At 69.3% G+C, this 22,587-nt stretch carries 27 protein-coding genes and 1 pseudogene; 15 read left to right on the top strand and 13 right to left on the bottom strand.

The window, feature by feature from the left end:
* Positions 1 to 34 precede the first annotated feature (34 nt).
* The gene (locus tag Q0V34_RS01100) at positions 35 to 835 is read right to left on the bottom strand and encodes a chorismate mutase (RefSeq protein ID WP_297506618.1); all 801 of its coding nucleotides are present in this window, start codon (positions 833 to 835) and stop codon (positions 35 to 37) included.
* 102 nt (positions 836 to 937) lie between these two features.
* On the bottom strand, positions 938 to 1,960 hold the full coding sequence (locus Q0V34_RS01095) for a DUF2125 domain-containing protein (protein WP_297506616.1): 1,023 nt from the start codon (positions 1,958 to 1,960) through the stop codon (positions 938 to 940).
* 28 nt (positions 1,961 to 1,988) lie between these two features.
* Here Q0V34_RS01095 and Q0V34_RS01090 point away from each other — a divergent pair, with 28 nt between their 5' ends.
* Entirely contained in the window at positions 1,989 to 2,537 is a 549-nt protein-coding gene (locus Q0V34_RS01090; RefSeq protein ID WP_297506613.1) for a gamma-glutamylcyclotransferase, read from the top strand.
* A 126-nt stretch (positions 2,538 to 2,663) separates the two neighbouring features.
* Here the strand turns inward: Q0V34_RS01090 and Q0V34_RS01085 are convergent, their stop codons facing one another.
* Genes Q0V34_RS01085 through ftsE form a run of 4 tightly spaced genes read right to left on the bottom strand, consistent with a single transcriptional unit; the run spans position 2,664 to position 5,611 of the window.
* Entirely contained in the window at positions 2,664 to 3,374 is a 711-nt protein-coding gene (locus Q0V34_RS01085) for a 1-acyl-sn-glycerol-3-phosphate acyltransferase (RefSeq protein ID WP_297506611.1), read from the bottom strand.
* Complete coding sequence (locus tag Q0V34_RS01080) at positions 3,371 to 3,988, bottom strand: YdcF family protein (RefSeq protein ID WP_297506609.1); 618 nt, start codon at positions 3,986 to 3,988, stop codon at positions 3,371 to 3,373. Before Q0V34_RS01080 ends, Q0V34_RS01085 begins: the two co-directional genes overlap by 4 nt.
* A gap of 25 nt (positions 3,989 to 4,013) precedes the next feature.
* Entirely contained in the window at positions 4,014 to 4,907 is an 894-nt protein-coding gene (locus Q0V34_RS01075) for an FtsX-like permease family protein (RefSeq protein WP_297506607.1), read from the bottom strand.
* Positions 4,904 to 5,611 carry a cell division ATP-binding protein FtsE gene (ftsE, locus tag Q0V34_RS01070; RefSeq protein WP_297506605.1) on the bottom strand — a complete coding sequence of 236 codons (708 nt, stop codon included), beginning with the start codon at positions 5,609 to 5,611 and terminating at the stop codon, positions 4,904 to 4,906. The genes Q0V34_RS01075 and ftsE overlap by 4 nt, the downstream gene beginning before the upstream one ends.
* 58 nt (positions 5,612 to 5,669) lie before the next feature.
* Here ftsE and Q0V34_RS01065 point away from each other — a divergent pair.
* Together Q0V34_RS01065 and Q0V34_RS01060 are read left to right on the top strand one after the other, a co-directional pair.
* Positions 5,670 to 6,621, top strand: a pseudogene (locus Q0V34_RS01065) (MJ0042-type zinc finger domain-containing protein).
* On the top strand, positions 6,614 to 7,144 hold the full coding sequence (locus Q0V34_RS01060; protein WP_297506603.1) for a phosphoribosyltransferase: 531 nt from the start codon (positions 6,614 to 6,616) through the stop codon (positions 7,142 to 7,144). Before Q0V34_RS01065 ends, Q0V34_RS01060 begins: the two are co-directional and overlap by 8 nt.
* A gap of 114 nt (positions 7,145 to 7,258) precedes the next feature.
* Here the strand turns inward: Q0V34_RS01060 and Q0V34_RS01055 are convergent, their stop codons facing one another.
* From Q0V34_RS01055 to argH, 4 genes are all read right to left on the bottom strand, one after another.
* Positions 7,259 to 8,866 carry a methyl-accepting chemotaxis protein gene (locus tag Q0V34_RS01055; RefSeq protein ID WP_297506601.1) on the bottom strand — a complete coding sequence of 536 codons (1,608 nt, stop codon included), beginning with the start codon at positions 8,864 to 8,866 and terminating at the stop codon, positions 7,259 to 7,261.
* A gap of 122 nt (positions 8,867 to 8,988) precedes the next feature.
* Positions 8,989 to 10,254, bottom strand: a complete 1,266-nt coding sequence (gene lysA, locus Q0V34_RS01050; RefSeq protein WP_297506599.1) for a diaminopimelate decarboxylase — start codon at positions 10,252 to 10,254, stop codon at positions 8,989 to 8,991.
* A gap of 9 nt (positions 10,255 to 10,263) precedes the next feature.
* A complete protein-coding gene (locus tag Q0V34_RS01045) occupies positions 10,264 to 10,584 on the bottom strand; it encodes a hypothetical protein (RefSeq protein WP_297506596.1) in 321 nt (106 codons plus the stop codon).
* Positions 10,581 to 12,002, bottom strand: coding sequence for an argininosuccinate lyase (gene argH, locus Q0V34_RS01040; protein ID WP_297506594.1), 1,422 nt, complete (start codon positions 12,000 to 12,002; stop codon positions 10,581 to 10,583). Before argH ends, Q0V34_RS01045 begins: the two co-directional genes overlap by 4 nt.
* Here argH and Q0V34_RS01035 point away from each other — a divergent pair, their 5' ends adjacent.
* The 8 genes from Q0V34_RS01035 (at position 12,003) to Q0V34_RS01000 (ending at position 18,154) form a co-directional block, all read left to right on the top strand.
* Positions 12,003 to 12,626 carry a TlpA disulfide reductase family protein gene (locus tag Q0V34_RS01035; RefSeq protein WP_297506592.1) on the top strand — a complete coding sequence of 208 codons (624 nt, stop codon included), beginning with the start codon at positions 12,003 to 12,005 and terminating at the stop codon, positions 12,624 to 12,626.
* Entirely contained in the window at positions 12,623 to 13,351 is a 729-nt protein-coding gene (locus Q0V34_RS01030) for a GNAT family N-acetyltransferase (RefSeq protein ID WP_297506589.1), read from the top strand. The genes Q0V34_RS01035 and Q0V34_RS01030 overlap by 4 nt, the downstream gene beginning before the upstream one ends.
* 154 nt (positions 13,352 to 13,505) lie before the next feature.
* A complete protein-coding gene (locus Q0V34_RS01025) occupies positions 13,506 to 13,814 on the top strand; it encodes a PepSY domain-containing protein (RefSeq protein ID WP_297506586.1) in 309 nt (102 codons plus the stop codon).
* Positions 13,815 to 13,841: 27 nt separating this feature from the next.
* Positions 13,842 to 14,519 (top strand): response regulator transcription factor, encoded by a 678-nt coding sequence (locus Q0V34_RS01020; protein ID WP_297506584.1) that lies wholly within the window; start codon positions 13,842 to 13,844, stop codon positions 14,517 to 14,519.
* Positions 14,519 to 15,838 (top strand): HAMP domain-containing sensor histidine kinase, encoded by a 1,320-nt coding sequence (locus Q0V34_RS01015; RefSeq protein ID WP_297506582.1) that lies wholly within the window; start codon positions 14,519 to 14,521, stop codon positions 15,836 to 15,838. The genes Q0V34_RS01020 and Q0V34_RS01015 overlap by 1 nt, the downstream gene beginning before the upstream one ends.
* 111 nt (positions 15,839 to 15,949) lie before the next feature.
* The gene (locus Q0V34_RS01010; protein WP_297506580.1) at positions 15,950 to 17,167 is read left to right on the top strand and encodes an acyltransferase; all 1,218 of its coding nucleotides are present in this window, start codon (positions 15,950 to 15,952) and stop codon (positions 17,165 to 17,167) included.
* Between the two features lie 17 nt (positions 17,168 to 17,184).
* Positions 17,185 to 17,832, top strand: coding sequence for a hypothetical protein (locus tag Q0V34_RS01005; protein ID WP_297506978.1), 648 nt, complete (start codon positions 17,185 to 17,187; stop codon positions 17,830 to 17,832).
* A gap of 7 nt (positions 17,833 to 17,839) precedes the next feature.
* Positions 17,840 to 18,154, top strand: a complete 315-nt coding sequence (locus Q0V34_RS01000; protein ID WP_297506578.1) for a transcriptional regulator — start codon at positions 17,840 to 17,842, stop codon at positions 18,152 to 18,154.
* Between the two features lie 100 nt (positions 18,155 to 18,254).
* Here Q0V34_RS01000 and gluQRS read toward each other — a convergent pair whose 3' ends face one another.
* Positions 18,255 to 19,097 carry a tRNA glutamyl-Q(34) synthetase GluQRS gene (gene gluQRS / locus Q0V34_RS00995; RefSeq protein WP_297506576.1) on the bottom strand — a complete coding sequence of 281 codons (843 nt, stop codon included), beginning with the start codon at positions 19,095 to 19,097 and terminating at the stop codon, positions 18,255 to 18,257.
* A gap of 7 nt (positions 19,098 to 19,104) precedes the next feature.
* On the bottom strand, positions 19,105 to 19,725 hold the full coding sequence (locus Q0V34_RS00990) for a TetR/AcrR family transcriptional regulator (RefSeq protein WP_297506574.1): 621 nt from the start codon (positions 19,723 to 19,725) through the stop codon (positions 19,105 to 19,107).
* A 165-nt stretch (positions 19,726 to 19,890) separates the two neighbouring features.
* On the opposite strand from Q0V34_RS00990, the gene Q0V34_RS00985 reads away from it, so the two are divergent.
* From Q0V34_RS00985 to Q0V34_RS00970, 4 genes are all read left to right on the top strand, one after another.
* A complete protein-coding gene (locus tag Q0V34_RS00985) occupies positions 19,891 to 20,001 on the top strand; it encodes a hypothetical protein (protein ID WP_082009412.1) in 111 nt (36 codons plus the stop codon).
* A 173-nt stretch (positions 20,002 to 20,174) separates the two neighbouring features.
* Complete coding sequence (gene greA, locus Q0V34_RS00980; protein ID WP_297506570.1) at positions 20,175 to 20,657, top strand: transcription elongation factor GreA; 483 nt, start codon at positions 20,175 to 20,177, stop codon at positions 20,655 to 20,657.
* 51 nt (positions 20,658 to 20,708) lie between these two features.
* Positions 20,709 to 21,350 (top strand): DNA-3-methyladenine glycosylase, encoded by a 642-nt coding sequence (locus Q0V34_RS00975; protein WP_297506568.1) that lies wholly within the window; start codon positions 20,709 to 20,711, stop codon positions 21,348 to 21,350.
* Between the two features lie 173 nt (positions 21,351 to 21,523).
* A complete protein-coding gene (locus tag Q0V34_RS00970) occupies positions 21,524 to 22,087 on the top strand; it encodes an HNH endonuclease (RefSeq protein WP_297506976.1) in 564 nt (187 codons plus the stop codon).
* A 23-nt stretch (positions 22,088 to 22,110) separates the two neighbouring features.
* Here Q0V34_RS00970 and Q0V34_RS00965 read toward each other — a convergent pair whose 3' ends face one another.
* Positions 22,111 to 22,458, bottom strand: coding sequence for a hypothetical protein (locus Q0V34_RS00965; protein ID WP_297506566.1), 348 nt, complete (start codon positions 22,456 to 22,458; stop codon positions 22,111 to 22,113).
* Positions 22,459 to 22,587: the final 129 nt, after the last annotated feature.

Below are 22,587 nucleotides of genomic sequence, written 5' to 3'. Positions count from 1 at the left end.
GGTGTTCGGACGTCCAAGTGAGGACGCGCGTCTCTTACACGTCGAACTGTTCCGGCGCAGCCCCGATGACCCCCGTAAGTTGGCCGGGCGCGCGGGCCAGGCGCGCATCGTGCGGCTGGAAGAAGCCGGACAGGGTGAAGAGCTTCAGGCCCCCGGCCTCGGCGATCAGCTCGGCGGCGACGTCGGTCTGGCTCAGCGCCTCGACGATGGCGGCGGCGCTCTTGGGGGAATCGGTGACCCAGAAGGTCTGGTCGCCGCCGGTGGGCTCGACCTCGACCTCCGCCACGGCCAGCGCCGCCTGCGGACCCCAGGCGGCCAGGCAGGGCAGGGCGGCGAACACCTTCAGCTTCGGTTCGGCCAGCAGCCGGCCCCACCAGGGCGTGTCGGCGGCCAGCGGCAACACCGCCACGCCCCACGGCGCGCGGGCGATGGCCAAGGCGTCCTGCGCCGTGGCGGCCACCGACAGGCGCGGGGCGGTCCCGAACCTCAGGCGGGCCAGCTCGACCGCGCGGGCCGGATCGCGCCCGCCAAAGACGCCCAGGTGATAAGGACCCTGGCGCGCCAGATTGTCGGCCATGATCTCGCGCCAGACGCGGATCACCAGCGCGTCGCTGGCCGCCCCGCGCGGCGCGCCGAGGAGCTTGCGGACGATCTGAGCCTCGCGGCCAGGACGCAGGCCGAACCCCGTGTCGCCCGATGCGCGCTTGGCCGCGGCGACGGCGCCGGCCAGGCTGGCGCGCTCGTCGAGCAGTTTCAGCAGTTCACCGTCGATGGCGTCGAGCCGCCATCGAACCTCTTCGAGAGACGGCGTGGCTTCCGTCGCGTCGCTGCCCATGTTCTTCCCCGAAATTGGAGGGCGGACCATAGTCTTTGCCGCCGAACACGCAATAGCCAGCCTTATCGGCAAGAAAATTGCGTTTCGGCGCGCGGCGCTCGATCAATAGACTTTCGGGGCTGGTCCGGTGTCGAGCACGCCCAGCAGCGTGCGGCCGTCGCGGAATTTAAGGTCCGCCTCGATGACCGGCTCGGCCCCGATGGCCTGGGCGGCGGCGGCCACGGCCTGCTCCGGGGTCTCGGGCGGACGCGACGGGTCGGCGCGCTCCTTGATCGCGACGCTCAGCGCGCCCGTCACCCGGCCGTCGGCGTCGACCGAGAGCACGCCGGACTTGGCCTTGCCCTCGGCGTCGCCGGCCAGGATCTGGCTCTGCTGGACGGTGATCTGCCCGCCGGCCTGGCTCCACCGCTGAACCGCCGCCGCCCAGTTGCGACCGCGTAGCGCCGAAACGTGCGACAGCCGGGTCTCCAGCAGCAGCGACGCCTGCTTGTCCTGGGCGATGCGGCCGAGCAGGCCGGTGAACGCCGTCCGCGCCCCGTCTGCCTTGAAGAAGATCGCGCCCTGGTCGTCGGGACCGGCCCGCAGATGCAGCTGCACGTGCTCGGTCGAGACCAGCTGAAAGCGCGCGGCGCCCGGCGCGGGGACGAAGTTCAGCTTCGCGCCCTCGACCGAGATGCGCGGCGGGTATTCGCCAAGGTGCGAAATGCTGGCCCGGATCGCCTCGCCCCGGATGACCACGTCGCCGTTTTCGGGGCGGGTCAGGATCACGCCCTCGGGCGCGACCAGCACCCAGTGGGTCAGGTCGAAGATCTCGGCCTCGCCCTTCAACGTCGGCACGCGCAGCGCCCAGCCGGTGGGCTCGGCGATGCGGGCGTCGGTCAGGTCGACGTTCATCCGGAACGGAAAGCCGTGGAAGGTCCGGGCGCTCCAGGCCAGGTCATAGCCGCGCGATTTCAGGTCGGCGGCGGCGGCGTCCATCCGCTGCTCGGCCTGCCCGCGCAGCCAGAACCAACCATAGCTCCAGCCGCCGGCGACCAGGGCCGCGAGAATGAACGGCGCGAACAGACGGCTCCGCCGAGCCTTCGCGGGGGCTTTGCGGGACGGGGCGGCGTCGTTATGGGTCATGAAGGGGCGCGTCCAGTCGGGATCGGTGATGGCTTTGGCAGGCGGCGGCGAGGATCGCTGGGTGTTCGGTTACGGATCGCTGATGTGGCGGCCCGGGTTCCCGTTCATAGACCGAAGACCGGCCGTGCTCCACGGTCGCCGCCGCGCCTTCTGCATCTATTCGGTCCACCATCGCGGCACCTATGAGCGGCCGGGCCTGGTGCTGGGCCTTGCGCCCGGCGGCGCGGCGCGTGGCGTCGCCTACCGCGTGGCGGCCTCGGAATGGGCGGCGGTCTACGCCTATCTGCGCGAACGCGAACAGCCGACCGAGACCTATTTCGAGACCTGGCGCGAGGTTAAGATCGACGCCGGCAGGGTTCCGGCGCTGGTGTTCCTGTCCGATACCAAACATAGCCAGTGGGCCGGCGCCCTGACCCTGGAGCAACAGGCGGCGCTGATCGCCGGCGCCAAGGGCCTGTCGGGCCGCAACATCGACTATCTGCGCGATCTAGTTCTGCACCTCCGGGAGGACGGGGTGCGGGATCACGCGATGGAGACGCTGCTGAAGATGGTGGAGGCCATTGAGGGGGCGGCCTAGAGACCCATCGGTGCGAAGCGAAATCCTCTTCCTTCGACAAGCTCAGGATGAGGGTTTCGACTGACGCGACGCCGAACTTAGCCCTCATCCTGAGCCTGTCGAAGGACGAGGGCGGCCCGCTGACGGCTAGAGCCCCTCATCCTCCAGCGCCTTGGTCGCGCCGTCGATGCGGGTCTGCAGTTCGCGCATGAACTCCGCCCGCTTCAGGCCGGCTGGAATGGGCTCCAGATATTCGAACACGATCGTCCCGGGCTCGCGCAGGAAGCCCTTGTTCCAATGGCTGCCGCAGTTAAGGGCCAGCGGCGTCACCGGCATGTCGAGCTCGCGATAGAGAGCGGCGATGCCGGGCTTGTAGTCGCCGGGCTGGCCCGGCTCGCCGCGCGTGCCTTCGGGGAAGATCACCACCTGGCGAGTCTCCTTCATCCGGTCGACGGCGTCGCGGACCAGCTTCTTCAGCGCCGCCGAGTGGCCGCTTCTGTCGACCACGACCATCCCAGCCTTCAGGCCGTGCCAGCCGAACAGCGGCACCATCAGCAGCTCCTTCTTCATGACGAAGCAGGCGTCGGGCAGCAGGGCGAACTGGCTGAAGACGTCGAACATCGACTGGTGCTTGGCGGCGACCAGGGCCGGCCCCGTCGGGCGATACCGCTCGCCGCGCACCTCGACCCGGATGTCGGCCAGCCAGCGCAGGGCCCAGATCAGGCCCCGGGCCCAACCCCGCAGGCACCAGGTATTGGCGCGGCGGGGCAGGGGGAAGGTGACGATCATGCCGATCGCCCAGACCGCCGACCACAGCCAGAAGAACAGCTGAAACAGGAACGAACGCAGATAGATCAAGACGCTTCCTTCGCCGCCGGGGCGGGCTTGTCCTTGGGCCCCAGGCCGAGAAACGCTTCGCGGCCCAGGATCGCCAGGTACTTGCAGTATTCGACGATCATGCGGCGGGCGCTCAGACTCGTCTTCCACCAACGGTGGGCGTTGAGGTCGGTCTTGACCGGGTAGGGGTAGAGCTTGACGCCCGGCATGGCCGCCGACAGCTCCAGCATCGAGCGCGGCATATGGTAGTCGGCCGTCACCACGATCAGGCTCTTGTAGCCCTTCGATTGGGCCCAGTCAGCCGTCTCGCGGGCGTTGCCGACGGTGTTGGCGGCGGAAAAGCCGAGGTCCACACAGCAGTCGTAGATCGGCTTGACGGCCTTGGTCACCGTCTGGACGTCGGCGCGCGTGGCCTCGCGATTGACGCCGGAGATCAGCAGGCGGCGGCCCTTGCCGTCCTCCAGCAGCTTGGTGGCGGCTTCCAGTCGCAGGGTCGAGGCGCCGGTCAGGGCGACCACCCCGTCGGCGACCGGCGGCTCGGGCGCCGGGGTCGAATGGTCCACCCGGCCGGTGAAGGCCAGCAGGCCCAGGCCCCAGATCATCAGAGCGATCAGCAGCGCGGCCAGCGTCTTCATGGCGCCCGCGTCGTCTTCAGAGTCTTCACGGCATCTCCCCCACGATGCGCGACGCCGCCAGGCGCGCCGACAGGCCGGCGATCAGCGCCGCCAGGACCGGCGCCGGCGCGGCGGCCAACAGATCGCTCCAGGCCAGCGGCAGGACGGGCGCGATCCCCGCGCCGCCCCCGACCGACCGCGCGAGCGCGCCGATGATGGCCGCCCCGGCGCCGCCCAGCAAGCCCGCCAGCGCGCCCATGGCCGCGAAGCGCGCCTGGAACAGCCCCGCGATGAAGCGCTGCTCGGCGCCGGAGAAATGCAGCACCTCGATCACCTCGCGGCGAGCGGCCAGGCCCGCGCGGGTGGCGAAGGCGATGACCGCGGCGGTCGCGGCGGCGATCAGGGCGAAGACGCCGATGGCCGCCCAGCGCGCCAGGTTGGCGGCCCGCTCGATATCGGCGATCCAGCGGCGGTGATCGTCGACCGTGGCGTCTATGCCGGCGGTCTTGAGAGCCGCGTCGAGGGCCTGGGCGCTGGCCGGGACCTTGGGATCGAGGTCCAGGGTCACCAGCCTCGGCGTGGGCAGATCATCGACCAGGGCCTCGCGCCCGATCCACGGCGCCAGCAGGGCTTCGGCCTTCTCGCGCGGCAGGGCCTGGGCCTCGACCACGCCCTTGACCCCCGACAGGGTCTCGGCGGCGCGCGCGGCGGCGCTGTCGGGCGTCTCGCCGGCGCGCGCCCGCACCACCACCGTCGCCGAGCCGGTCAGCTGGGCCGTCCAGCCCTGGGCGGCGCGGTTCGAGGCCAGGGCCGCGAAGGCCGTGAGGCAGGCCAGGAAGCACAGGACCGCCACCACGAAGACCAGCGCCCCGTCGCGCGCGTCGCTGGGCGGCAGCAGCGGGCCGGGCTTCCAGCGCGAGACCTGGAACAGCGCGCTCATGCCGCGCCTCCCGGAACGGCCAGCCGGCCGTTTTCCAGGTGCAGGGTCGGCCGGCCGGCGCGCGCCACCAGATCCTCGTCGTGCGTGGCGATCAAGACCGTCGTGCCCAGGCGGTTGAGCTCGACGAACAGGCGCAGCAGGCGCAGCGACATGGCCGGATCGACATTGCCGGTCGGCTCGTCGGCCAGCAGCACGTCGGGCCGGTCGACCACGGCGCGGGCGATGGCCAGGCGTTGCTTCTCGCCGCCCGACAAGGTGGCCGGCAGGGCGTGCATCCGCTCTCCCAGACCGACCCAGGTCAAAAGCTCGGCGACGTCGTCGCGATAGGTCGTCGGCTTGCGCTTGAGAATCCGCAACGGCAGGGCGGCGTTGTCGAACACCGACAGGTGCTCCAGCAGGCGGAATTCCTGGAACACCACGCCGATCCGGCGGCGCAGGAACGGCAGGTCGGCGGTGTGGGTCAGGCTGACGTCACGGCCGAACAGCTCGACGCGACCCCGTGACGCACGATGCGCCAGATAGATCAGTTTCAGCAGCGAGCTCTTGCCCGCGCCCGACGCGCCGGTCAGGAAATGGAACGAGCCGGGGTCCAGGGAAAAGCTGATATCGCGGAGCGTTTCCGGCGCTCGCCCATACCGCATCGAGACGCCTTCGAAGCGGACCACCGGAAGGGCGTCATCGCCCTGTTCTGTGTCGATCCGCAAGGCGCGTCACTGGGCTTTCTGGACATCAGGGTTAAAATCGGCGACCCCGTTAAGACATGTGGGGTTCGTTCGATTCGCGGCCATGATACTGACCTGCCCGGAGTGCGCCAGCCGCTATTTCGTCGACGACTCCAAGGTCGGATCGGCGGGTCGCGTCGTGCGTTGCGCCTCGTGCGGGCACCGCTGGACCGCGCGTAACGAAGAGGCGCTGGACCTCTTCGACGAGCCCGAAGCGCCGACCCTGGCCAGGCAGATCGAGAGCGTCGAAGAGAACCCGGAACCGCCGGCCGCCGAGGTCGAGGAGCCGCCGGTCAGCGCCTTGCCCGGCGAAGAGCTTCCCAAGGTCTTTCGCGCCCGCGCCGACGCCGAGCGCCGGCTGCGAGAGGCGACCACCACCGGCGTCATCTGGGCCGGCATGGCCGCGGCCATGGCCGTGATCGTCGTCGCGGCGCTGATCTTCCGCATCGACGTGGTCAAGATCCTGCCCGGCTCGGCCGGGGCCTACGCGGCGGTCGGCTTGCCGGTGAACACCGTCGGCCTGGTCATCGACCGCGACAGCATCAAGGCCCAACCCTTGATGCGGGATGGCCACGCGGCCGTCACCATCACCGGCACGATCCGCAACATCACCGAGCACGACGTCGTCGCGCCGCCGCTTCGGGTCGAACTGCTGAACAAGGAAGACAAGCGCGTGGCCGGCCAGCTGGCCGCCGCCGCCGACGCCAAGATCCCGCCCGGCGAGGTGCGGCACTTCTCGATCACCTTCCTCAATCCGCCACGCACGGCCAAGGACCTGCAGATCGCCTTCGCCACCGAGCCCGGCGCCGCCAAGGCGGTGAAGGCGGCGCTGAAGACGCCGCAAGCGCATGGCCAAGAGCCTGAATTGTCGCTGCGCGGCGCCCAGGACGCGCCGGCGGGCGCCGAACCGGCTGGACAGGCGCCCCCGGGACATGAGAGCGGGGGGGGGAACCCTCCCCACCGACTCTCACGAACCCGCGCCCCATGAATGATACTCAGAAACCGGAAGTCCTGATCTCGGAAGCCGAGATCGCCGAGCGGGTTCAGGCGCTGGCCGACCAGATCGCGCCCCGCATCGACGACGACACCGTGGTGGTCTGCCTGTTGACCGGCGGTCTGTGGTTCGCCGCCGACCTGACACGGGCCCTCTACAAGGCCGGCCGCGACGTGCGCTTCGACGCCCTGTGGCTGGCTTCCTATCACGACGAGCGCAAGAGCTCGGGCCGTTGCGAGGTCCGCGCCGACCTGCAGCGGCCGCTGGTCGGTCGCCGCGCCCTGGTCGTCGACGACGTCTTCGACACCGGCCTGTCGCTGTCCGAGGCCGCGCGCCTGGTCAAGGACGCCGGCGCCAGCGAGGTGCTGACCGCCGTCTTCGCCCGCAAGCCCTGGCCGACCTCGCGCGGCATGGAGCCCGATTTCGTGGCCTGGGAAGCGCCCGCCCGTTATCTTGTCGGCTACGGCCTCGACGACGAGGGCAAGAGCCGGGGCCTGCCCTATATCGGCGCCATGGATTAGGTCCAGAGCCTGTCTGTTTCGAATGGGACCATTCGGAACAGATAAACAGGCTCGATTTCAAACCTTTAGAGCGTGCTAGCCGCCGAAACCGCCCACACTTTCGGCTAGCACGCCCTAGGCGGCCCTTCGGGCGGCCGACGGCGTATTGTCGCCGATGTCGAACAGGTTGACCCGGTTGACCAGTTCCTTGGATTCCGAGTGCAGGGCGTGCGCTGCGGCGGTGGTCTCCTCGACCATGGCCGCGTTCTGCTGCACCACCTGATCCAGCTGGCCCATCGTCGTGTTCATCTCGCGCAAGCTGGTGGCCTGCTCGTGCGCCGAGGCGGCGATGGCCTTCACCTGGGCGTCGATCTCGGCCACGCGCGCGACGATGCGGCCGAGGGCCTCGCGGGTGCGGCCGACGCGCTCGACGCCGGCGGCGACCTGGTCGCCCGAGACGGTGATCAGCGTCTTGATCTCCTGGGCCGCATTGGCCGAGCGCTGCGCCAGGGCGCGCACTTCCTGGGCCACGACCGCGAAGCCACGCCCGGCCTCGCCGGCCCGGGCGGCCTCCACGCCGGCGTTCAAGGCCAGCAGGTTGGTCTGGAACGCGATCTCGTCGATGACGCCGATGATCATGCCGATCTGACCGGACGAGGTCTCGATCCGCGTCATGGCCTCGACCGCCTCGCTGACGACGGGATCCGAGCGTTCGGCCTCCTCGCGGGCGCCGTGCGCGGCGGAATTGGCCTGTTTGGCGCTCTCGGCGGTGTTCTGGACCGCCGCGGTGATCTCATCGAGGGTGGCGGCGATCTGGATCAGGCTGGCGGCCTGGTGTTCGGTGCGGCGGGCGAGCTCGTCCGAGGCCCGCGACATGTCGGTGACCCCGGCGGTCATGCTCGAGGCGTTGCCGGCGATCTCGCGCATGGCCGCCTGCAGCCTACCGAGCGCCTCGTTGAAGTCCTCGCGCAGGCCCTCGTAGCGGGCGGCGAAGGGCTGCCGCAGCCGCCAGGTCAGGTCGCCGCGCGACAGATGGGCGAGGGCCTCGGCCAATTCCTCCACGACATGGGTCTGTTCGGCTTCCAGGGCGGCCTTCAGCTTGGCCTGTTCGGCGTTGGCGCTGTCGCGCGCGGCCCGCTGGGCCTCGGCCTCGGCGTTGGCCGCGTCGGCGCGGGCCGCGGCGTCCAGCGCCTTGTCGGTGCGCGCGTTGACGGTGACGAAGAGGCGCGAGACGCCGGCGGTCAGCCAGATCAGCGACCAGGCGGTGGCCAGGGTGACCCCGGCGTTCATCGCCAGGCGCAACAGGCTGATCTTGCCCGGAAGCAGCAGGCCCGGCGCGACGAGGGCGGCCGTGGCGTCCACGACGACGACGCCGACAGCGCCGACGGCGACGGCTCGCCAATCGCCATAGGCCACCAGCAGGGCAAGGGCGGCCAGATAGGCCATGCGGGCGTCGGCCTGAAAGGCGTGGCCGGAAAAGGCGGAGATGAACAGGCTGACCTGGCCCACCAGCATCAGGGCGGTCGAGAGGCGCTGGGCGGCGCTGTCGCGCCAGACGGCCCAGCCGCCCCAGGCCAGGGCCGCCAACACCGCCGAGCCTCCGGCCAGCGGCAGGAGCGGTCGGCCCGTGAACAGGCCCGCCGCCGGCGCGATCAGCATCATCGCCGCCACGCAGGCCAGGACCAGCTGGCCGCCGACGCGGCGTTGCTGCTCGATGCTTTCGAATTCGACGAAGTTACGCACGTCACCCCCCGCACCGCTGGACGCAGGGAGGATCGACTTTAACGGTTAATGACTGGTCACGATCGCTCAGGTGCAGATGTAAAAAGTGGCCGTCAAAAGTAAAGAAATCTAGGGATGAATACCTAGATCCACTCGGGTATCACATCCCGCGCCAGGATCTCGTCGTAGGTCGGACGCTGGCGGATCACCGCGTAGCGGTCGCCGTCGACCAGGACTTCCGGGACCAGCGGGCGCGTATTGTACTCGCTGGCCATCGCCGCGCCGTAGGCTCCGGCGGACATGAAGGCCACCAGATCGCCGGCGGCGAACGGCGGCAGCACGCGGTCGCGGGTGAAGGTGTCGCCGGTCTCGCAGACCGGGCCCACGACGTCGTAGACGGCCTCGCCGGTCCGGGGGATCACAGGGCGGATGTCGTGGAAGGCGTCGTACATCGCCGGGCGGACGAGGTCGTTCATCGCCGCGTCCAGGACCAGGAACTTCCGGCCTTCCGGGCGCTCGTGCACGTGGATGACCTCGGAGACCAGAACGCCGGCGTTGGCGGCGATCACGCGGCCGGGCTCGAACGCCAGTTTCACCGGCAGGCCCTTGGTCACCTCGCCGACCATGGCCGCGAAATCGGCGGGCGAGGGCGGTTCGGGGTTGTTGAAATAGGGCACGCCGAGGCCGCCGCCCAGATCCAGGCGCTCGACCGACAGGCCTTCGGCCAGCAGCTGCTCGACCAGACCCCGCATCTTGGCGAACGCCGCGCGCATGGGGGCCAGGTCGGTGATCTGGCTGCCGATGTGGCAGGCGACGCCGACGGGCTCGAGATTGGCGTTGTTGCTGGCGTTGGCGTAGAGCCGCGCGGCCTCGGCGAAAGAGACGCCGAACTTGTTCTCGGACTTGCCGGTGGCGATCTTGGCGTGGCCGCCGGCCGCGACGTCCGGATTGACCCGGAAGGCGACCTTGGCGCGCAGGCCAAGCGCGCCGGCCACGCGCGCGATCAGGTCCAGCTCCGGCTCGGACTCGACATTGATTTCGGCCACGCCGGCCCTCAGCGCGAATTCGATCTCCCGCCGGGTCTTGCCGACGCCGGAGAAGACGATGCGCTCGGCCGGAATGCCCGCGGCCAGCGCGCGGCGGACCTCGCCTTCCGAGACGGTGTCGGCCCCTGCGCCCAGGTCGCCCAGCACCTTCAGCACCGCGACATTCGAATTGGCCTTCACCGCGTAGGCGACCAGCGGATCGACGATCCCGGCGGCGACCAGGGCGTCGCGGAACACGGTGAAGTGCCGCGCCAGCGTGGCGCGGGAATAGACATAGACCGGCGTGCCGACCTCGGCGGCGATCCTCGCCAGCGGCGCGCCCTCGCAGGCCAGCCCTTCCGGGCCGTACTCGAAATGGTTCAACGGACGGTCCTAGTTCGGAGAGCTCGGGAAGCCCTTGCCGGTCGGGCCGCTGAAGGGGTTGTTGGTGCCCGCGATCGGCGCCTGCTTGATCGTGCGGCTGCTGGAGGCCGGGTCGCGGATCTCCTGGTCGCCGCCCGCCCGGGCGGGCTGGTTGGCCTGAGCGGACGCCGCGCGACGCTCGGCGGCCCAGGCGGCCTTCTTCTGGGCGTCCCACAGCGGGGCGGGGCGCTCCAGAGGGCCTTGCTTGCCGCAGGCCGCGGCCGAGACGGCCAGGGCCGCCAGAATCAGCAGGGTGACGGGACGCCCGGTCTTGTTCTTCGGGGGAGTCATGCGAGCACTTCCTTCCAACGCGCGATCTGGGCGCGGACCTGGGCGGGGGCGGTCCCGCCATAGCTCATGCGGCTGGCCGCCGAGGCGGCCGGGGTCAGGACGGCGTAGACGTCCTGGGTGATGCGCGGCTCGATCGCCTGGAACTGCTCCAGCGAAAGATCCGCCAGGTCGACGCCCAGGCCCTCGGCCATCTTTACAGCCGAGCCTGTCACGTGGTGCGCGTCGCGGAAAGGCATGTTCAGCGTCCGCACCAGCCAATCGGCCAAGTCGGTGGCCGTCGAGAAGCCCGCGCCGGCGGCCTTGGCCATGGTTTCGGTGTTCGGCGTCAGGTCCGAGACCATGCCGGCCATGGCCAGCAGGCTCAGTTCGAGCGCGTCGAAGGCCTCGAAGGTGGGGACCTTGTCCTCCTGCATGTCCTTCGAATAGGCCAGCGGCAGGCCCTTCATCACGACGGTCAGGGTGGTCAGCGAACCGAGAATGCGCCCGACCTTGGCGCGGATCAGCTCGGCCGCGTCGGGGTTCTTCTTCTGCGGCATGATCGAGCTGCCGGTCGTGAAGGCGTCGGTCAGCTTGATGAAGCCGAACATCGGGGTCGTCCACAGCACGATCTCCTCGGCCAGGCGCGACAGGTGCGTGGCGGTGATCGCGGCGGCCGACAGGGCCTCCAGCGCGAAGTCGCGGGCCGAGACGCTGTCCAGCGAGTTGGCGGTCGGCCGGTCGAAGCCCAGGGCCGCGGCGGTCTGGTGACGGTCGATCGGGAACGGCGAGCCGGCAAGGGCGGCCGCGCCCAGCGGGCATTCGTTCATCCGGGCGCGCGCGTCGCGGAAGCGGCCGGCGTCGCGGCCGAACATCTCGACATAGGCCATCAGGTGGTGGCCGAACGTCACCGGCTGGGCCGGCTGCAGGTGGGTGAAGCCGGGCATCAGGGCGTCTGCGTGGGCCTCGGCCTGGGCCAGCAGCGCCTTTTGCAGCGCTTCCAGCTGGGCGGCCGAGCGGTCGCAGGCGTCCCGCACCCACAGGCGGAAGTCAACGGCCACCTGATCGTTGCGCGAGCGCGCGGTGTGCAGCCGGCCGGCGGTGGCGCCGATCAGCTCGCGCAGGCGAGCCTCGACATTCATGTGGATGTCTTCGTACTCGTCGCGGAACGGGAAGGTCCCGGTGGCGATCTCGTCCTCGATCCGGGCGAGGCCGCCGAGGATTTCCTCGCCGTCGCTGCTTGAAATCACGCCCTGGTTCATCAACATCCGCGCGTGGGCGCGGGAGCCCGCCAGGTCCTGCGCCCACAGGCGCTTGTCGAAGCCGATGGAGACGTTGATCGCCTGCATCAGTTCCGCCGGCTTGGCCGAGAACCGACCGCCCCACATGGCTTGGCCCTGGCCCATACCGGCCTTGGGCGTATCGGAGGCGTTGTCGGTCATATGAGCGAAGTCCAATCGGAAGCGGGTGCCAAGAAGCGCGGTCCGCTGAGGATGCTGCTTGCGGGCGTCATCCTCGTCGGCGTGGCGGCGGTTCTATACGTCATCGCATCGGCTTCGTTCAAACCCTCTGGCCCCGCCGATCTGCGAGAATTCAAGAAGGGCACGCTGGAAAAGCTCGACGTGCCCGCCACGCCGCGCCCGGCGCCGGACACCGCCTTCACGAGCCTCGACGGCAAGTCCGCGACCCTGGCCGACTTCAAGGGGCGCGTGGTGGTCATGAACCTTTGGGCCACCTGGTGCGCGCCGTGCAAGGCCGAGATGCCGACGCTGGCCAAGCTGCAGGCCGCCTACGCCACCCAGCCGGTCACCGTACTGCCGATCAGCGTCGACCGCGACGGCGACCTGAACCTGGTCAACGAGGAGATGGCGGCCAACGCGCCGCTGAAGACCTGGCGTGACCCGTCGTACAAGATGTCGTTCTCGCTGGAGCCCAAGGCCGGCGGATTCCCGACCACGGTGATCTACGACAAGCAGGGTCGCGAGCGCGCGCGCCTGAGCGGCCCGGCCGACTGGTCCAGTCCCGAGGCGCGGGGTCTGGTCGAGAAGCTGCTGGCCGAGAAGTGATCGACGCCGCCACGCTCGAGGCCCTGGCCGACGACGCCTGGCCGGCTCGGGAACGGGCGCGGCTGGGCGGCTGGCGGCTGAACGCGTCCTCCGGCCGGTCTCTGCGGATCAACGCCTGCTGGCCGCTGGACGCGCCCGATCGGGACCCCGAAGCGGCGCTCGAAGCGGTCGAGGCGTGGTTCGCCGCGCGGAGCCTGCCGGCGCGCTTCAAGTTGACGGATGGGGTGACCGCGCCGGTCAATCTGCCCGAGCGCCTGGCCGCGCGCGGTTACGCCCCGGCCAAGGAAACGCTCGTCATGCTGGGGCCCACGGGCGGAGAAGGGGACGCCGCCGTGCGCCTGACCGCCGCGCCCGACGCGACCTTCGAGACGGTGTTCACCGCCACGGCCGGCGATCCCGAGGACGGCCGTGAGCGCCTGGAGGCCCTGGCGCGCATTCCGGCGCCGGCCCGCTTCGCGCGATTGGACATCAATGGCGTCCCGGCCGCCATCGGCGCCAGCGCGATCGGCGGCGGCCATGTCGGCGTCTTCGGCATGCGTACGTCCCCGAACCATCGCCGCCGAGGCCTGGCCCGCCGCGTGCTCCGCGCCCTTCTGGCCGAGGCCGCGACCCTGGGCGCCGCCCGCGCCTGGCTGCAGGTCGAGGACGACAACGCCCCGGCGATCGCGCTGTACGCCGACGAAGGGTTCGAGGCGGCCTATCGGTATCGATACTGGACGCGATAGCGCCTGTCGGCCTCGCGGGACTTCTCCGCATGCCGATCGCGAGGCGCTCGGTTGGGAATCGGTAATGTCATGGTCATCGCCCGCGAAGGCGAGGTCGCCGATACCGGTCAGGCCAGCGGCCTCCCGAGGGGTCGCGATTTGAGAGAGACGCCACATGAAGAAGTTGATTCTGGCCGCCGCGCTCGCTTTGGGCGTCACGCCGGCGCTGGCCCAAGGGGGCAAGCCCTATGCCGGCCACGAGCTCGCGAAATTGGCGAAGGTGTCGATGGAGCAAGCCGAGGCCATCGCCTTGAAGGCTCGCCCCGGAACGATCAAGGATCGCGAACTGGAGAAGGAAAAGGGCGGCAGCGGGCTGCGCTACACCTTCGACGTGGTGGGCGCCGACGGCAAGAAGTACGAGGTCGGGGTCGACGCGGCGGACGGTAAGGTGCTCGAGAACGGACTCGATAACGACAAAGACTGACGCGCGGCGGGAGAGCACGATACCGGCATGAAGATTCTGCTGGTCGAGGACGACAAGGAAGCCGCCGCCTATTTGCGGCGCGCCTTGTCCGAAGTGGGTCATACCCTGGACCATGCCGCCGATGGCCGGTCGGGCCTGATGCTGGCCGCCGGGGAGCCTTATGACGTTATCGTGCTCGACCGCATGCTGCCGCAGATCGATGGTCTGGCCATCCTGCGGACCATCCGGTCGGCGGGCGTCAAGACGCCTGTGCTTCTGCTGACCGCCCTCGGCGGCATAGACGATCGGGTCGAGGGGCTGGAAGCCGGCGGCGACGACTATCTGGTCAAGCCGTTTGCGTTCGCCGAGTTGCTGGCGCGCGTGAACGCGCTGGCGCGCCGGCCGCCGCCGCAAGACGTCGTCCTGGCTCTGCAGGTCGCGGACCTCCGCCTGGATCTGCTGAAGCGGTCCGTCACTCGCGCGAGCCGGCGCATCGACCTGCAGCCGCGCGAATATCAGCTGCTGGAATACCTGATGCGCAACGCTGGCCGGGTGGTCACGCGCACCATGCTTCTGGAGAGCGTCTGGGGATTCCACTTCGACCCCCGCACCAACATCGTCGAGAGCCATATGAGCCGGCTGCGGGGCAAGGTTGATCGGAACCACGACCAGGAACTGATCCACACGATACGGGGGGCGGGCTATTGTCTGCGCGAGCCCGACTAGTGTTCCGCTCCACCAGTCTTCGCCTCGCGATCGTCTACACCGCCGGTTTCGCGCTTTCGGTGGTGCTGCTCGGCGTTCTCACGCTCTACAGCACACGCGCGGCTCTGTTGGAGCAGTTCGAAACGCGCATCCGCTCGGAGGCGGCCGCGCTCAAGCAGGAGTTCGCGACGGAGGGTCTTCAGGGCGGGCTGGACGCCTTGCGCGAGCGCGACAGAACACCCGGGGCGCTCGACTATGGGCTGATCGGCCCGGACGGCCGCGCTCTGGTCGGTCCCTTCTCCGGGGCCGTCGCCGCCCCCGGATGGGCGACGATCAGCGCCACGCAAACCGACGGCGAGGTTGAGCCGGTCCGCGTGCTGACGACGGTCCTGCCCGGCGGCTATCGTCTGGTCGTCGGGGACGACGAGGAACAGATCGAGACGCTCGACGCCGTCGTCTTGCGAGGTTTCGCGGCGGCCTTGATCGGCGTCGTGCTCTTGGGTGTCGTGGGCGGTCTGGCCTTCAGCCGCGACGTCCATCGCCGCCTGTCGGCCATTTCCGGCACGGCGGAAGCCATCATCGACGGTGACCTGACCCGCCGCGTGCCGGCGCGCGGCGAGAGCGACGAGATTGATCGCCTGGCCCACACGTTCAACCGCATGCTCGATCGCATCGGCGGATTGATGGAGAGCCTGAAACAGGTCTCCAACGACATCGCCCATGATCTTCGCACGCCCCTGACGCGTCTGCGCCAACGCCTCGAGGCCCTGCAGACGTCCGAGCGCGAAAGCGCCGAATCGATCAACGGCGCCTTGCGCGACCTCGACGCCATCCTGGAGACCTTCGCCGCGCTGCTGAGGATCTCCCAGATCGAGAGCAGGGCGCGGCGCGCGGGCTTTCGTACGGTTCGGCTTCGCGACCTGGCCGCGGTGGTGGTGGACGCCTTCACGCCGTCGGCGGAGGAGGCGGGCCAGTCCCTCAGGCTGGTGGGCGATGCCGATCCCGTCATCGAGGGCGACGTCGAGCTGCTGACCCAGATGCTGGTCAACCTCGTCGAGAACGCGCTTCGCCACGCGGGCGAGGGCGCGGACATTCGGGTGGAAATCGGTGGTGTCGGCGACGCCGCGGCGCTTTGGGTTGTCGACAACGGGCCCGGGGTCCCCGCGGGCGAACACGCTCGCCTGTTTGATCGCTTCTACCGCTTGGAAACGAGCCGCTCGGCGCCGGGCAGCGGCCTGGGCTTGGCCTTGGTCGAGGCCGTCGTGAAGCTGCACGACGCGAGGATCACGTTGTCCGACGCCAAGCCCGGCCTGCGCGCCGAGGTCATCTTCGTCAACTGACTCCCGCGCGGCCACGCTCGCGAACGCTTCAGGCCGTAGGGTCATCGGAGACTAGTTTACAAAATAAACTAGTTGATCCATACCTGCGGCAACCAAGCCGGAGCACACCCCATGCACGCGCCGCTCAGCGCCACCGAAAGATCCGCCGTCGCCCGCTCGGGCGAACGGAACGCCCCGATCGGCGCCCTGCGCGCTTTCGTCACCCTGCTGGTGATCGCGCACCACGCGGTGCTGACCTATCACCCGTACGCGCCGACCCCGAAGGCGTTCGACGCCCAGCCGATCCTGTGGACGGCCTTCCCGGTCGTGGACCCTCAAAAGTTCGGCGGCTGGGGGCTGCTGACCCTGGTCAACGACCTCTTCTTCATGTCGCTTATGTTCTTCATCTCCGGGCTGTTCGTCGCGGAGGGCCTGAAGGCCAGGGGCGGGGGCGGGTTCCTGCGCGCGCGGGCGATCCGGCTGGGCGTCCCGTTCGTGTTCGCCGTCGGCCTGCTGGCGCCGCTGGCCTATTATCCGGCCTGGCTGCAGTCCGGCGGCGCGCCGTCGGCGCTCGCCTATGCCCAGGCCTGGCTCCATCTGCCGTTCTGGCCCAGCGGGCCGGCCTGGTTCCTGTGGGTGTTGCTGGCCTTCGGCGCGGTCATCGCGGCGGTCCACGCCCTGTTTCCCGGGATCACCGACGATCTGGGACGGCTTGCCCAGGGCGCGGACGCCAAGCCCGGCCGGTTCTTCGTCGGCCTGGTCGCGGCCAGCCTGTTGACCTATCTGCCGCTGGTGATGACCACGCCGTTCGGCCACTGGACGATGGTCGGACCCTTCCTGGTCCAGACCGCGCGGGTTGGGCACTATTTCGTCTATTTCCTGGCCGGCGTCGCCGTCGGCGCGGTGGGCGTGGGCCAAGGGCTGACCGACCCCGAGGGCAAGCTCGCCAGGCGCTGGTGGCTGTGGCAGCTGGCGCCGACCCTGCCGGTGATCGGCGTCGTCGCGACCATGATCGTCGCCTTCTCGCCCCACCCGCCGTCGCTGACGTTGCTGAACGCGGTCGGCGGCGTGATGTTCTGCCTGTCGTGCGCGACCCTGTCGTATGCCGCGCTGGCCTTCTTCCTGCGCTTCGTCCATCGGACCGGCGCCGTGGGCAAGAGCCTGCAAGCCAACGCCTACGGCATGTATCTGACCCACTATGTCTTCGTCGCCTGGCTGGGCTGGCTGCTGTTGCCGCAAGCCTGGGGCGGCCTGGCCAAGGGCTGCGCGGTGTTCGGCGGCGCGGTGGTCCTGAGCTGGTTGACGAGCATGGCCCTGCGCCGCGCGCCGCTGTTGGGACGAATCCTGTGACCGTCCATGATGCGGCGCTGAAAGGGACTGGCATGAACGACGACCTGAAGACCGTCCAAGAGGATCTGGCCTTCCTGCGCGGCTTGGCCGAGGGCGGCGCCGAGCGCGGCGGCCTGGGCGTGGCCGGCGGGGCCCTATACGGCGCGGCGGGCGTGCTCTACGGCGTCCAGACCCTGGTCTATTTCGCCCAGGAACGCGGCGTGTTCAGCCTTGGCGCGGTCGGCGGCGCGGTGATGGCCTGGGCGCCGACCGCCGTCTTTCTGGTGCTGATGACCATCGTCATCATCCTCGATCGCAAGAACGCGCGGCGCGGCGTCGCAAACCGCGCCGTCAACGCCGCCTTCTCGGCCGCCGGCATCGCCAATCTGGCGCTTGTGATCGTGTTCGCCGCCGCCGCCGGCCGTCACGGGGACTTCCACTACTGGCTGTTCCATCCGGCGGTGGTGTTCATCCTGCAGGGCGCGGTCTGGCAGGTGACCTTCATGCTGCGTCGGCGGATCTGGATGCTGGCGGTGGCCATCGGATGGATCGTCTCGGGGGTGGCCATGGGCCTTCTGATCGAGCGCGCCGACCTCTATCTGCTGATCGCCGGCTTCGGCCTGTTCGCGTTCATGGCCGCGCCGGGCTTCTACATGATGCGCCAGGCCCTGCGGCCGGCGTCCTGAGATCATCGTGGCGCCCCCGTTCGACATCAGCGGGCTCGACGACGTCATCCATGGCCGGGTGCGGCTGGGGATCGTCGCCTATCTCGCCACGGCCGAGGTCGCCGACTTCACCGAGCTGAAAGACCTGCTGGACGTGACCCAGGGCAACCTCTCGGTCCACCTGCGCAAGCTGGAGGAGGCCGGCTATGTCGCCATCGACAAGAGTTTCGTCGGTCGCAAGCCGCTGACCCGCGCGCGCCTGACGGAGGCCGGGCGGGCGGCGTTCGCGCGCTATCTGAAGGCCATGGGCCAACTGGTGGAGCAGGCGGGGGGCGCGGGCTGACCTTTCACCGATTTCCCCGCGAAAGCGGGGATCCAAGCGGTGTTTCCGAGGTCGCCTTGATCGTCCGCTTGGGTGCCCGCTTTCGCGGGGAAATCCGGTTTCAAGGAAATCCGAGCTCCGCTCGCAGTTCGCCCGCGCTCACTCCCGCCGTCCGCAGCTCGCGCAGCGTCTGAGCCTTGTCCCGCTTGGCGTAGCGCTTGCCGTCCGGCCCCACCAGAAGGCCGTGGTGCCGATAGGTCGGGGTCGGCAAATCCAGCAACGCCTGTAGCAGGCGCTGGATATGGGCGGCCTCGAAGAGGTCGCGCCCCCGGATCACGTGGGTGACCCCCTGCAGGGCGTCGTCATGCACCACGGCCAGGTGATAGGCGACGCCGACGTCCTTGCGCGCCAGGACAATGTCGCCGGCGGTCTCGGGTCGGGCCTGGATGAGGCCGGTTTCGCCGTCGGGGCCGGCGCCCTCTTCCACGAAGGTCAGGCCCTCGAAGCCGTCCAGCGCCGCCCGCGCCGCCGCCAGCGAGAGCCGCCAGGCGAACGGCTCGCCGCGCGCCAGGCGCTCGGCCTCCTCATCGGCGGCGAGCGGCGCGCCGACATAGGGAGCCGCCGGCTCGTGCGGCGCGCGACCGATGTCGATCTCCTTCCGCGTCTTGAAGCAGCGATAGACCAGGCCGCGCTCGCGCAGGGTCTCGATGGCGGCGTGGTATTCGGCCAGATGCCGCGACTGTCGGCGGACCGGCGTTTCCCAGGCAAGGCCCAGCCAGGCCAGGTCCTCGCCGATCGCCGCGTCGTAGTCGGGCCGGCAGCGCGTGGCGTCGATGTCCTCGATGCGCAGCAGGAAGCGACCGCCGACCTCGCGCGCGGCCGCGAAAGCCGTGAGCGCCGAGAAGGCGTGGCCGCGATGCAGAAGGCCCGTGGGCGAAGGGGCGAACCGGGTGACGAAGGTCACGCCAGGCTCAGCCCTGGTTGAACTTCGCGAACATGCCCAGGTGCTCGAACACGGCGCGCAGGAACGCCTCCTCGCCACCCAGCTGCGCCTTCAGCGGCGCGAACTGTTTGAAGCCGATCATCTCGGCCAGACCGTGACCCGCGCACCAGGCGGCGATGGTGGCCAGCTCCAGGTCGATGTCGCTCACATGACCGCCGGCGTTCTCGTTGATGGTTTCGCGCACCTGACAATAGGCGCCGTCTTCCCTCAGGCGTTCAGGCAAGGCGACCTTGTCGCGCGAGCGATCGTACATGACCCGATAGAGGGCCGGGTTATCGCGGGCGAAGCAGACATAGGCGACGCCCAGATTGCTCATCCGCGCGCGCGGTTCGGCGGTCTCGGCGCGGGCCTTGGCCAGCGCCTCGTCCAACTCGTGCCACCCCTCGTGGGCGACGGCCTCCAGGAGCTCGGCCTTATCCTTGAAATGGTGATACGGCGCGGCGGGGCTGACCCCGGCCTCGCGAGCGACGGCGCGCAACGACAGGGCCGCCGGACCCTCCGTCTCCAGGATCTTGCGGGCGGCGTCGACCAGGGCGCGGCTCAGGTCGCCATGGTGGTAGGGGCGGGATTCGGCGGTCGCGTTGCTCATCGGGCTCACTGTAACAGCACCTTTCTAAATTTTCATCCAAGCACTGTAAAGATTGATCTTGACGCCGTTCAGATTGCTGCTATCTAAGCACCGTCCAGATTGGTTCGCCGCCTTGGCGGGCTAAGGGCCCATCGGGGGCTTGGACACGAACTTGAGGGACTGGATATGCAACGCACCCTGAACGCCTTCGAAAACGCCTTCGACCGTCTGGCCGCCGGCTATTTCCTGGTCATCGCCCTGGGCGTCGCCGCCGCTGTCGCCGGCGTCGTTCTGTAAGACCGATTGAGCTGTGAAACGGCGGGCCGGTCGCTCCGAATTCTCGGGCGCCGCCCGCCGATCGCTTGAACCGTCGCGTCCGGGGAGCTAATCGGCTCGAAGACGCGTTAGGCTTCCGACGCCGTTTCATCCGTACGCGTCGCAGGCTTTCCCATGATCCGAGACCTTTTCCGATGAGCGTCGCCTTCACCAAGGAAGGCGACAGCGAAGCCTTCGCGGCCGATCTGCCCGATCGCCCGGTCTCGCCGCATCCCAATCTGGTCACGCCCGAGGGCCTGGCCCAGATCGAGGCCGAGCTGACCGCCGCCCGCGTGGCCTATGCGGCCGCCCAGGCGGCCGGCGGCGCCGCCGATGGCGACCGCACGGCCATGGCGCGCGCCACCCGCGACCTGCGCTACTGGTCCTCGCGCCGCGCCACGGCTCAGCTGATGGAGCGCGATCCGGACCGCACCCTGGTTCAGTTCGGCGATCGCGTGACCTTCGAGCGGGAGGACGGCCGGGTGCAGACCTTCCGCATCGTCGGCGAGGACGAGGCGGACCCCGCGCAGGGCACGGTGTCCTATGTCGCGCCGATCGCCCGCGCTCTGCTGGGCAGGGCCGTCGGCGAGGTCTCGCCGGCGCCGGGCGGCGAGATCGAGATCACCGCGATCGGATAGTTCAGCAAGAACCGGATTGTCAGGGCGCGAGCGGCGCCCCACCTGCGGCTCATGTTCGTCCCGCCCACCGCTGAAGCGATCCTCCAGGCCCGCCGACACCTCGCCGCGGTCGACCCGGCGCTGGCGGCGCTCGAGGCCGTGACCCCGCCGTTCGCGTGGCGGGTGGGAGAGGGCGGCTTCCCGGGCCTGGTGAAGATGGTGGTCCAGCAGCAGGTCTCCGTGGCCTCGGCCGCCGCCATCTGGGCGCGGGTCGAGGCGGGGCTGCCCGAGATGACGCCCGAGGCGGTAATGGGCTACGGGACCGACCATCTGCTCTCGCTTGGCCTCTCGCGACCGAAGGCCCGCTATGTCCGCGCCATCGCCGAGGCCCACCTGACCGGCGCCTGCGACTTCGCCGCTCTGCCTGACCTCTCCGACGACGACGCCGTGGCCGCGCTTACGGCGATCACCGGCGTGGGCCGCTGGACCGCCGAGGTCTATCTGATGTTCACCCAGGGCCGCCTGGACATATTCCCCGGCGGCGACGTCGCCTTGCAGGAGGCGATGCGCTGGGTCGATCGGGCCGACAAGCGCCCGAACGAGAAGGAGGCCTATCGCCGCGCGGAGCTCTGGCGGCCGTATCGCGGCGTCGCCGCGCATCTGCTGTGGGCCTGCTACGGCGCGGTGAAGCGGCGGGAGATCGCCCCTTTCTGATTGGTGGCGACAGATGTCTTGGTTCTGTCGCGGACTTGGCCCATGCTTTCCCTGCGTTCGGGAATGAATGCCGATTCCCTGAATTGCGTAGGAAGGAGGCCCGTCTTCAGTCCTGTCGCGTCTTTGATCAGCCGGAGCCCTGGGCGTTTCGCCGCGTGCTCCGTGGGGGGATTCTGATGCAGGTCCTCACCCGTCCGCCCTCGGGCATGCCGGCCCTCGTGCTCAACGCCGATTTCCGGCCGCTCAGCTACTATCCGCTGTCCCTCTGGCCTTGGCAGGAGGTGATCAAGGCGGTGTTCCTGGATCGCGTCGACGTCGTGGCCAGCTACGACCAGGTGGTCCATTCGCCGTCGTTCGAGATGAAGCTGCCCAGCGTCGTGGCGCTGAAGCAGTACGTCCCGCAAGAGCGCCCGCCGGCCTTCACCCGCTTCAACCTGTTCCTGCGCGACAGCTTCAGCTGTCAGTATTGCGGCTCGGTCGAGGACCTGACCTTCGACCACGTCATCCCGCGCTCGCGCGGCGGCCGCACCACCTGGGAAAACATCGTCACCGCCTGCGCGCCCTGCAACCTGACCAAGGGCGGCCGCACGCCGCGCGAGGCGGGCATGCAGCCGTTCCACAACGCGCGCCGGCCTTCGATGCACGAACTGCAGGAGCGCGGTCGCAAGTTCCCGCCTGGCCGGCTGCACGTGAGTTGGCTGGACTATCTGTACTGGGACATCGAACTGGAGGCGTAGACGGCGCTCGCCGAACGCGAGCGTTACCTCAAGCCGAAGAGCTTGGCGATCGAGGGGCCGAACACCTGTATCGCGCCCAGAACAGTCGCGCTGCCGACGACGACCTTCACGACGAACTCTTTGGACGGCAGGTTCTCGATCTTGACCTTGGTCGCGGCCATATCGGTCTTCAGGGTTCCGACATCAGAGCGGATGAGCGAAACGTCTTGCAAGACGTGCTCCATGTGCGCTTCCAGCTTGGCGACGCGAGCTTCCATACCGCCGAATGTGCCGTCGCCGCCGCCGGTTTTCAAGCGCGCGGACCCTGTTGACCCGGCGGCCGATTCTTCCTCGGTGTCGTTCAGCGGCGTCGGCTTGGGTTTGGCGGTCATGTTGTCCCAAGGGTAAGCGTTGCTTCCCTATCGCGTATACTGAGCTAGAATGCAACCCTGAAACGTATATACCTTATTGGGCATATTGGTGATTGCATTCGTTTCGGCGGCGCTTGGAGCGGCGGAACC

This window comes from uncultured Caulobacter sp. (assembly GCF_947036865.1).
Classification (GTDB): domain Bacteria; phylum Pseudomonadota; class Alphaproteobacteria; order Caulobacterales; family Caulobacteraceae; genus Caulobacter.
Note: the sequence above shows the minus strand (reverse complement) of the source record. Positions and strands in the feature narration are given on the sequence as shown.

Excerpts from the sequence above, each read along its gene's own strand:
- Q0V34_RS01035 (WP_297506592.1), top strand. The coding sequence starts at position 12,003 with ATGAGCGAAGTCCAATCGGAAGCGGGTGCCAAGAAGCGCGGTCCGCTG.
- Q0V34_RS00990 (WP_297506574.1), bottom strand. The coding sequence starts at position 19,725 with ATGAGCAACGCGACCGCCGAATCCCGCCCCTACCACCATGGCGACCTG.
- Q0V34_RS01060 (WP_297506603.1), top strand. The coding sequence starts at position 6,614 with ATGAATGATACTCAGAAACCGGAAGTCCTGATCTCGGAAGCCGAGATC.
- Q0V34_RS01045 (WP_297506596.1), bottom strand. The coding sequence starts at position 10,584 with ATGACTCCCCCGAAGAACAAGACCGGGCGTCCCGTCACCCTGCTGATT.
- Q0V34_RS00975 (WP_297506568.1), top strand. The coding sequence starts at position 20,709 with ATGTTCGTCCCGCCCACCGCTGAAGCGATCCTCCAGGCCCGCCGACAC.
- Q0V34_RS01100 (WP_297506618.1), bottom strand. The coding sequence starts at position 835 with ATGGGCAGCGACGCGACGGAAGCCACGCCGTCTCTCGAAGAGGTTCGA.
- greA (WP_297506570.1), top strand. The coding sequence starts at position 20,175 with ATGAGCGTCGCCTTCACCAAGGAAGGCGACAGCGAAGCCTTCGCGGCC.
- argH (WP_297506594.1), bottom strand. The coding sequence starts at position 12,002 with ATGACCGACAACGCCTCCGATACGCCCAAGGCCGGTATGGGCCAGGGC.
- Q0V34_RS01080 (WP_297506609.1), bottom strand. The coding sequence starts at position 3,988 with ATGAAGACGCTGGCCGCGCTGCTGATCGCTCTGATGATCTGGGGCCTG.
- Q0V34_RS01010 (WP_297506580.1), top strand. The coding sequence starts at position 15,950 with ATGCACGCGCCGCTCAGCGCCACCGAAAGATCCGCCGTCGCCCGCTCG.
- Q0V34_RS01090 (WP_297506613.1), top strand. The coding sequence starts at position 1,989 with ATGGCTTTGGCAGGCGGCGGCGAGGATCGCTGGGTGTTCGGTTACGGA.
- Q0V34_RS00985 (WP_082009412.1), top strand. The coding sequence starts at position 19,891 with ATGCAACGCACCCTGAACGCCTTCGAAAACGCCTTCGACCGTCTGGCC.
- Q0V34_RS00965 (WP_297506566.1), bottom strand. The coding sequence starts at position 22,458 with ATGACCGCCAAACCCAAGCCGACGCCGCTGAACGACACCGAGGAAGAA.
- Q0V34_RS01075 (WP_297506607.1), bottom strand. The coding sequence starts at position 4,907 with ATGAGCGCGCTGTTCCAGGTCTCGCGCTGGAAGCCCGGCCCGCTGCTG.
- Q0V34_RS01025 (WP_297506586.1), top strand. The coding sequence starts at position 13,506 with ATGAAGAAGTTGATTCTGGCCGCCGCGCTCGCTTTGGGCGTCACGCCG.
- Q0V34_RS01020 (WP_297506584.1), top strand. The coding sequence starts at position 13,842 with ATGAAGATTCTGCTGGTCGAGGACGACAAGGAAGCCGCCGCCTATTTG.
- Q0V34_RS01095 (WP_297506616.1), bottom strand. The coding sequence starts at position 1,960 with ATGACCCATAACGACGCCGCCCCGTCCCGCAAAGCCCCCGCGAAGGCT.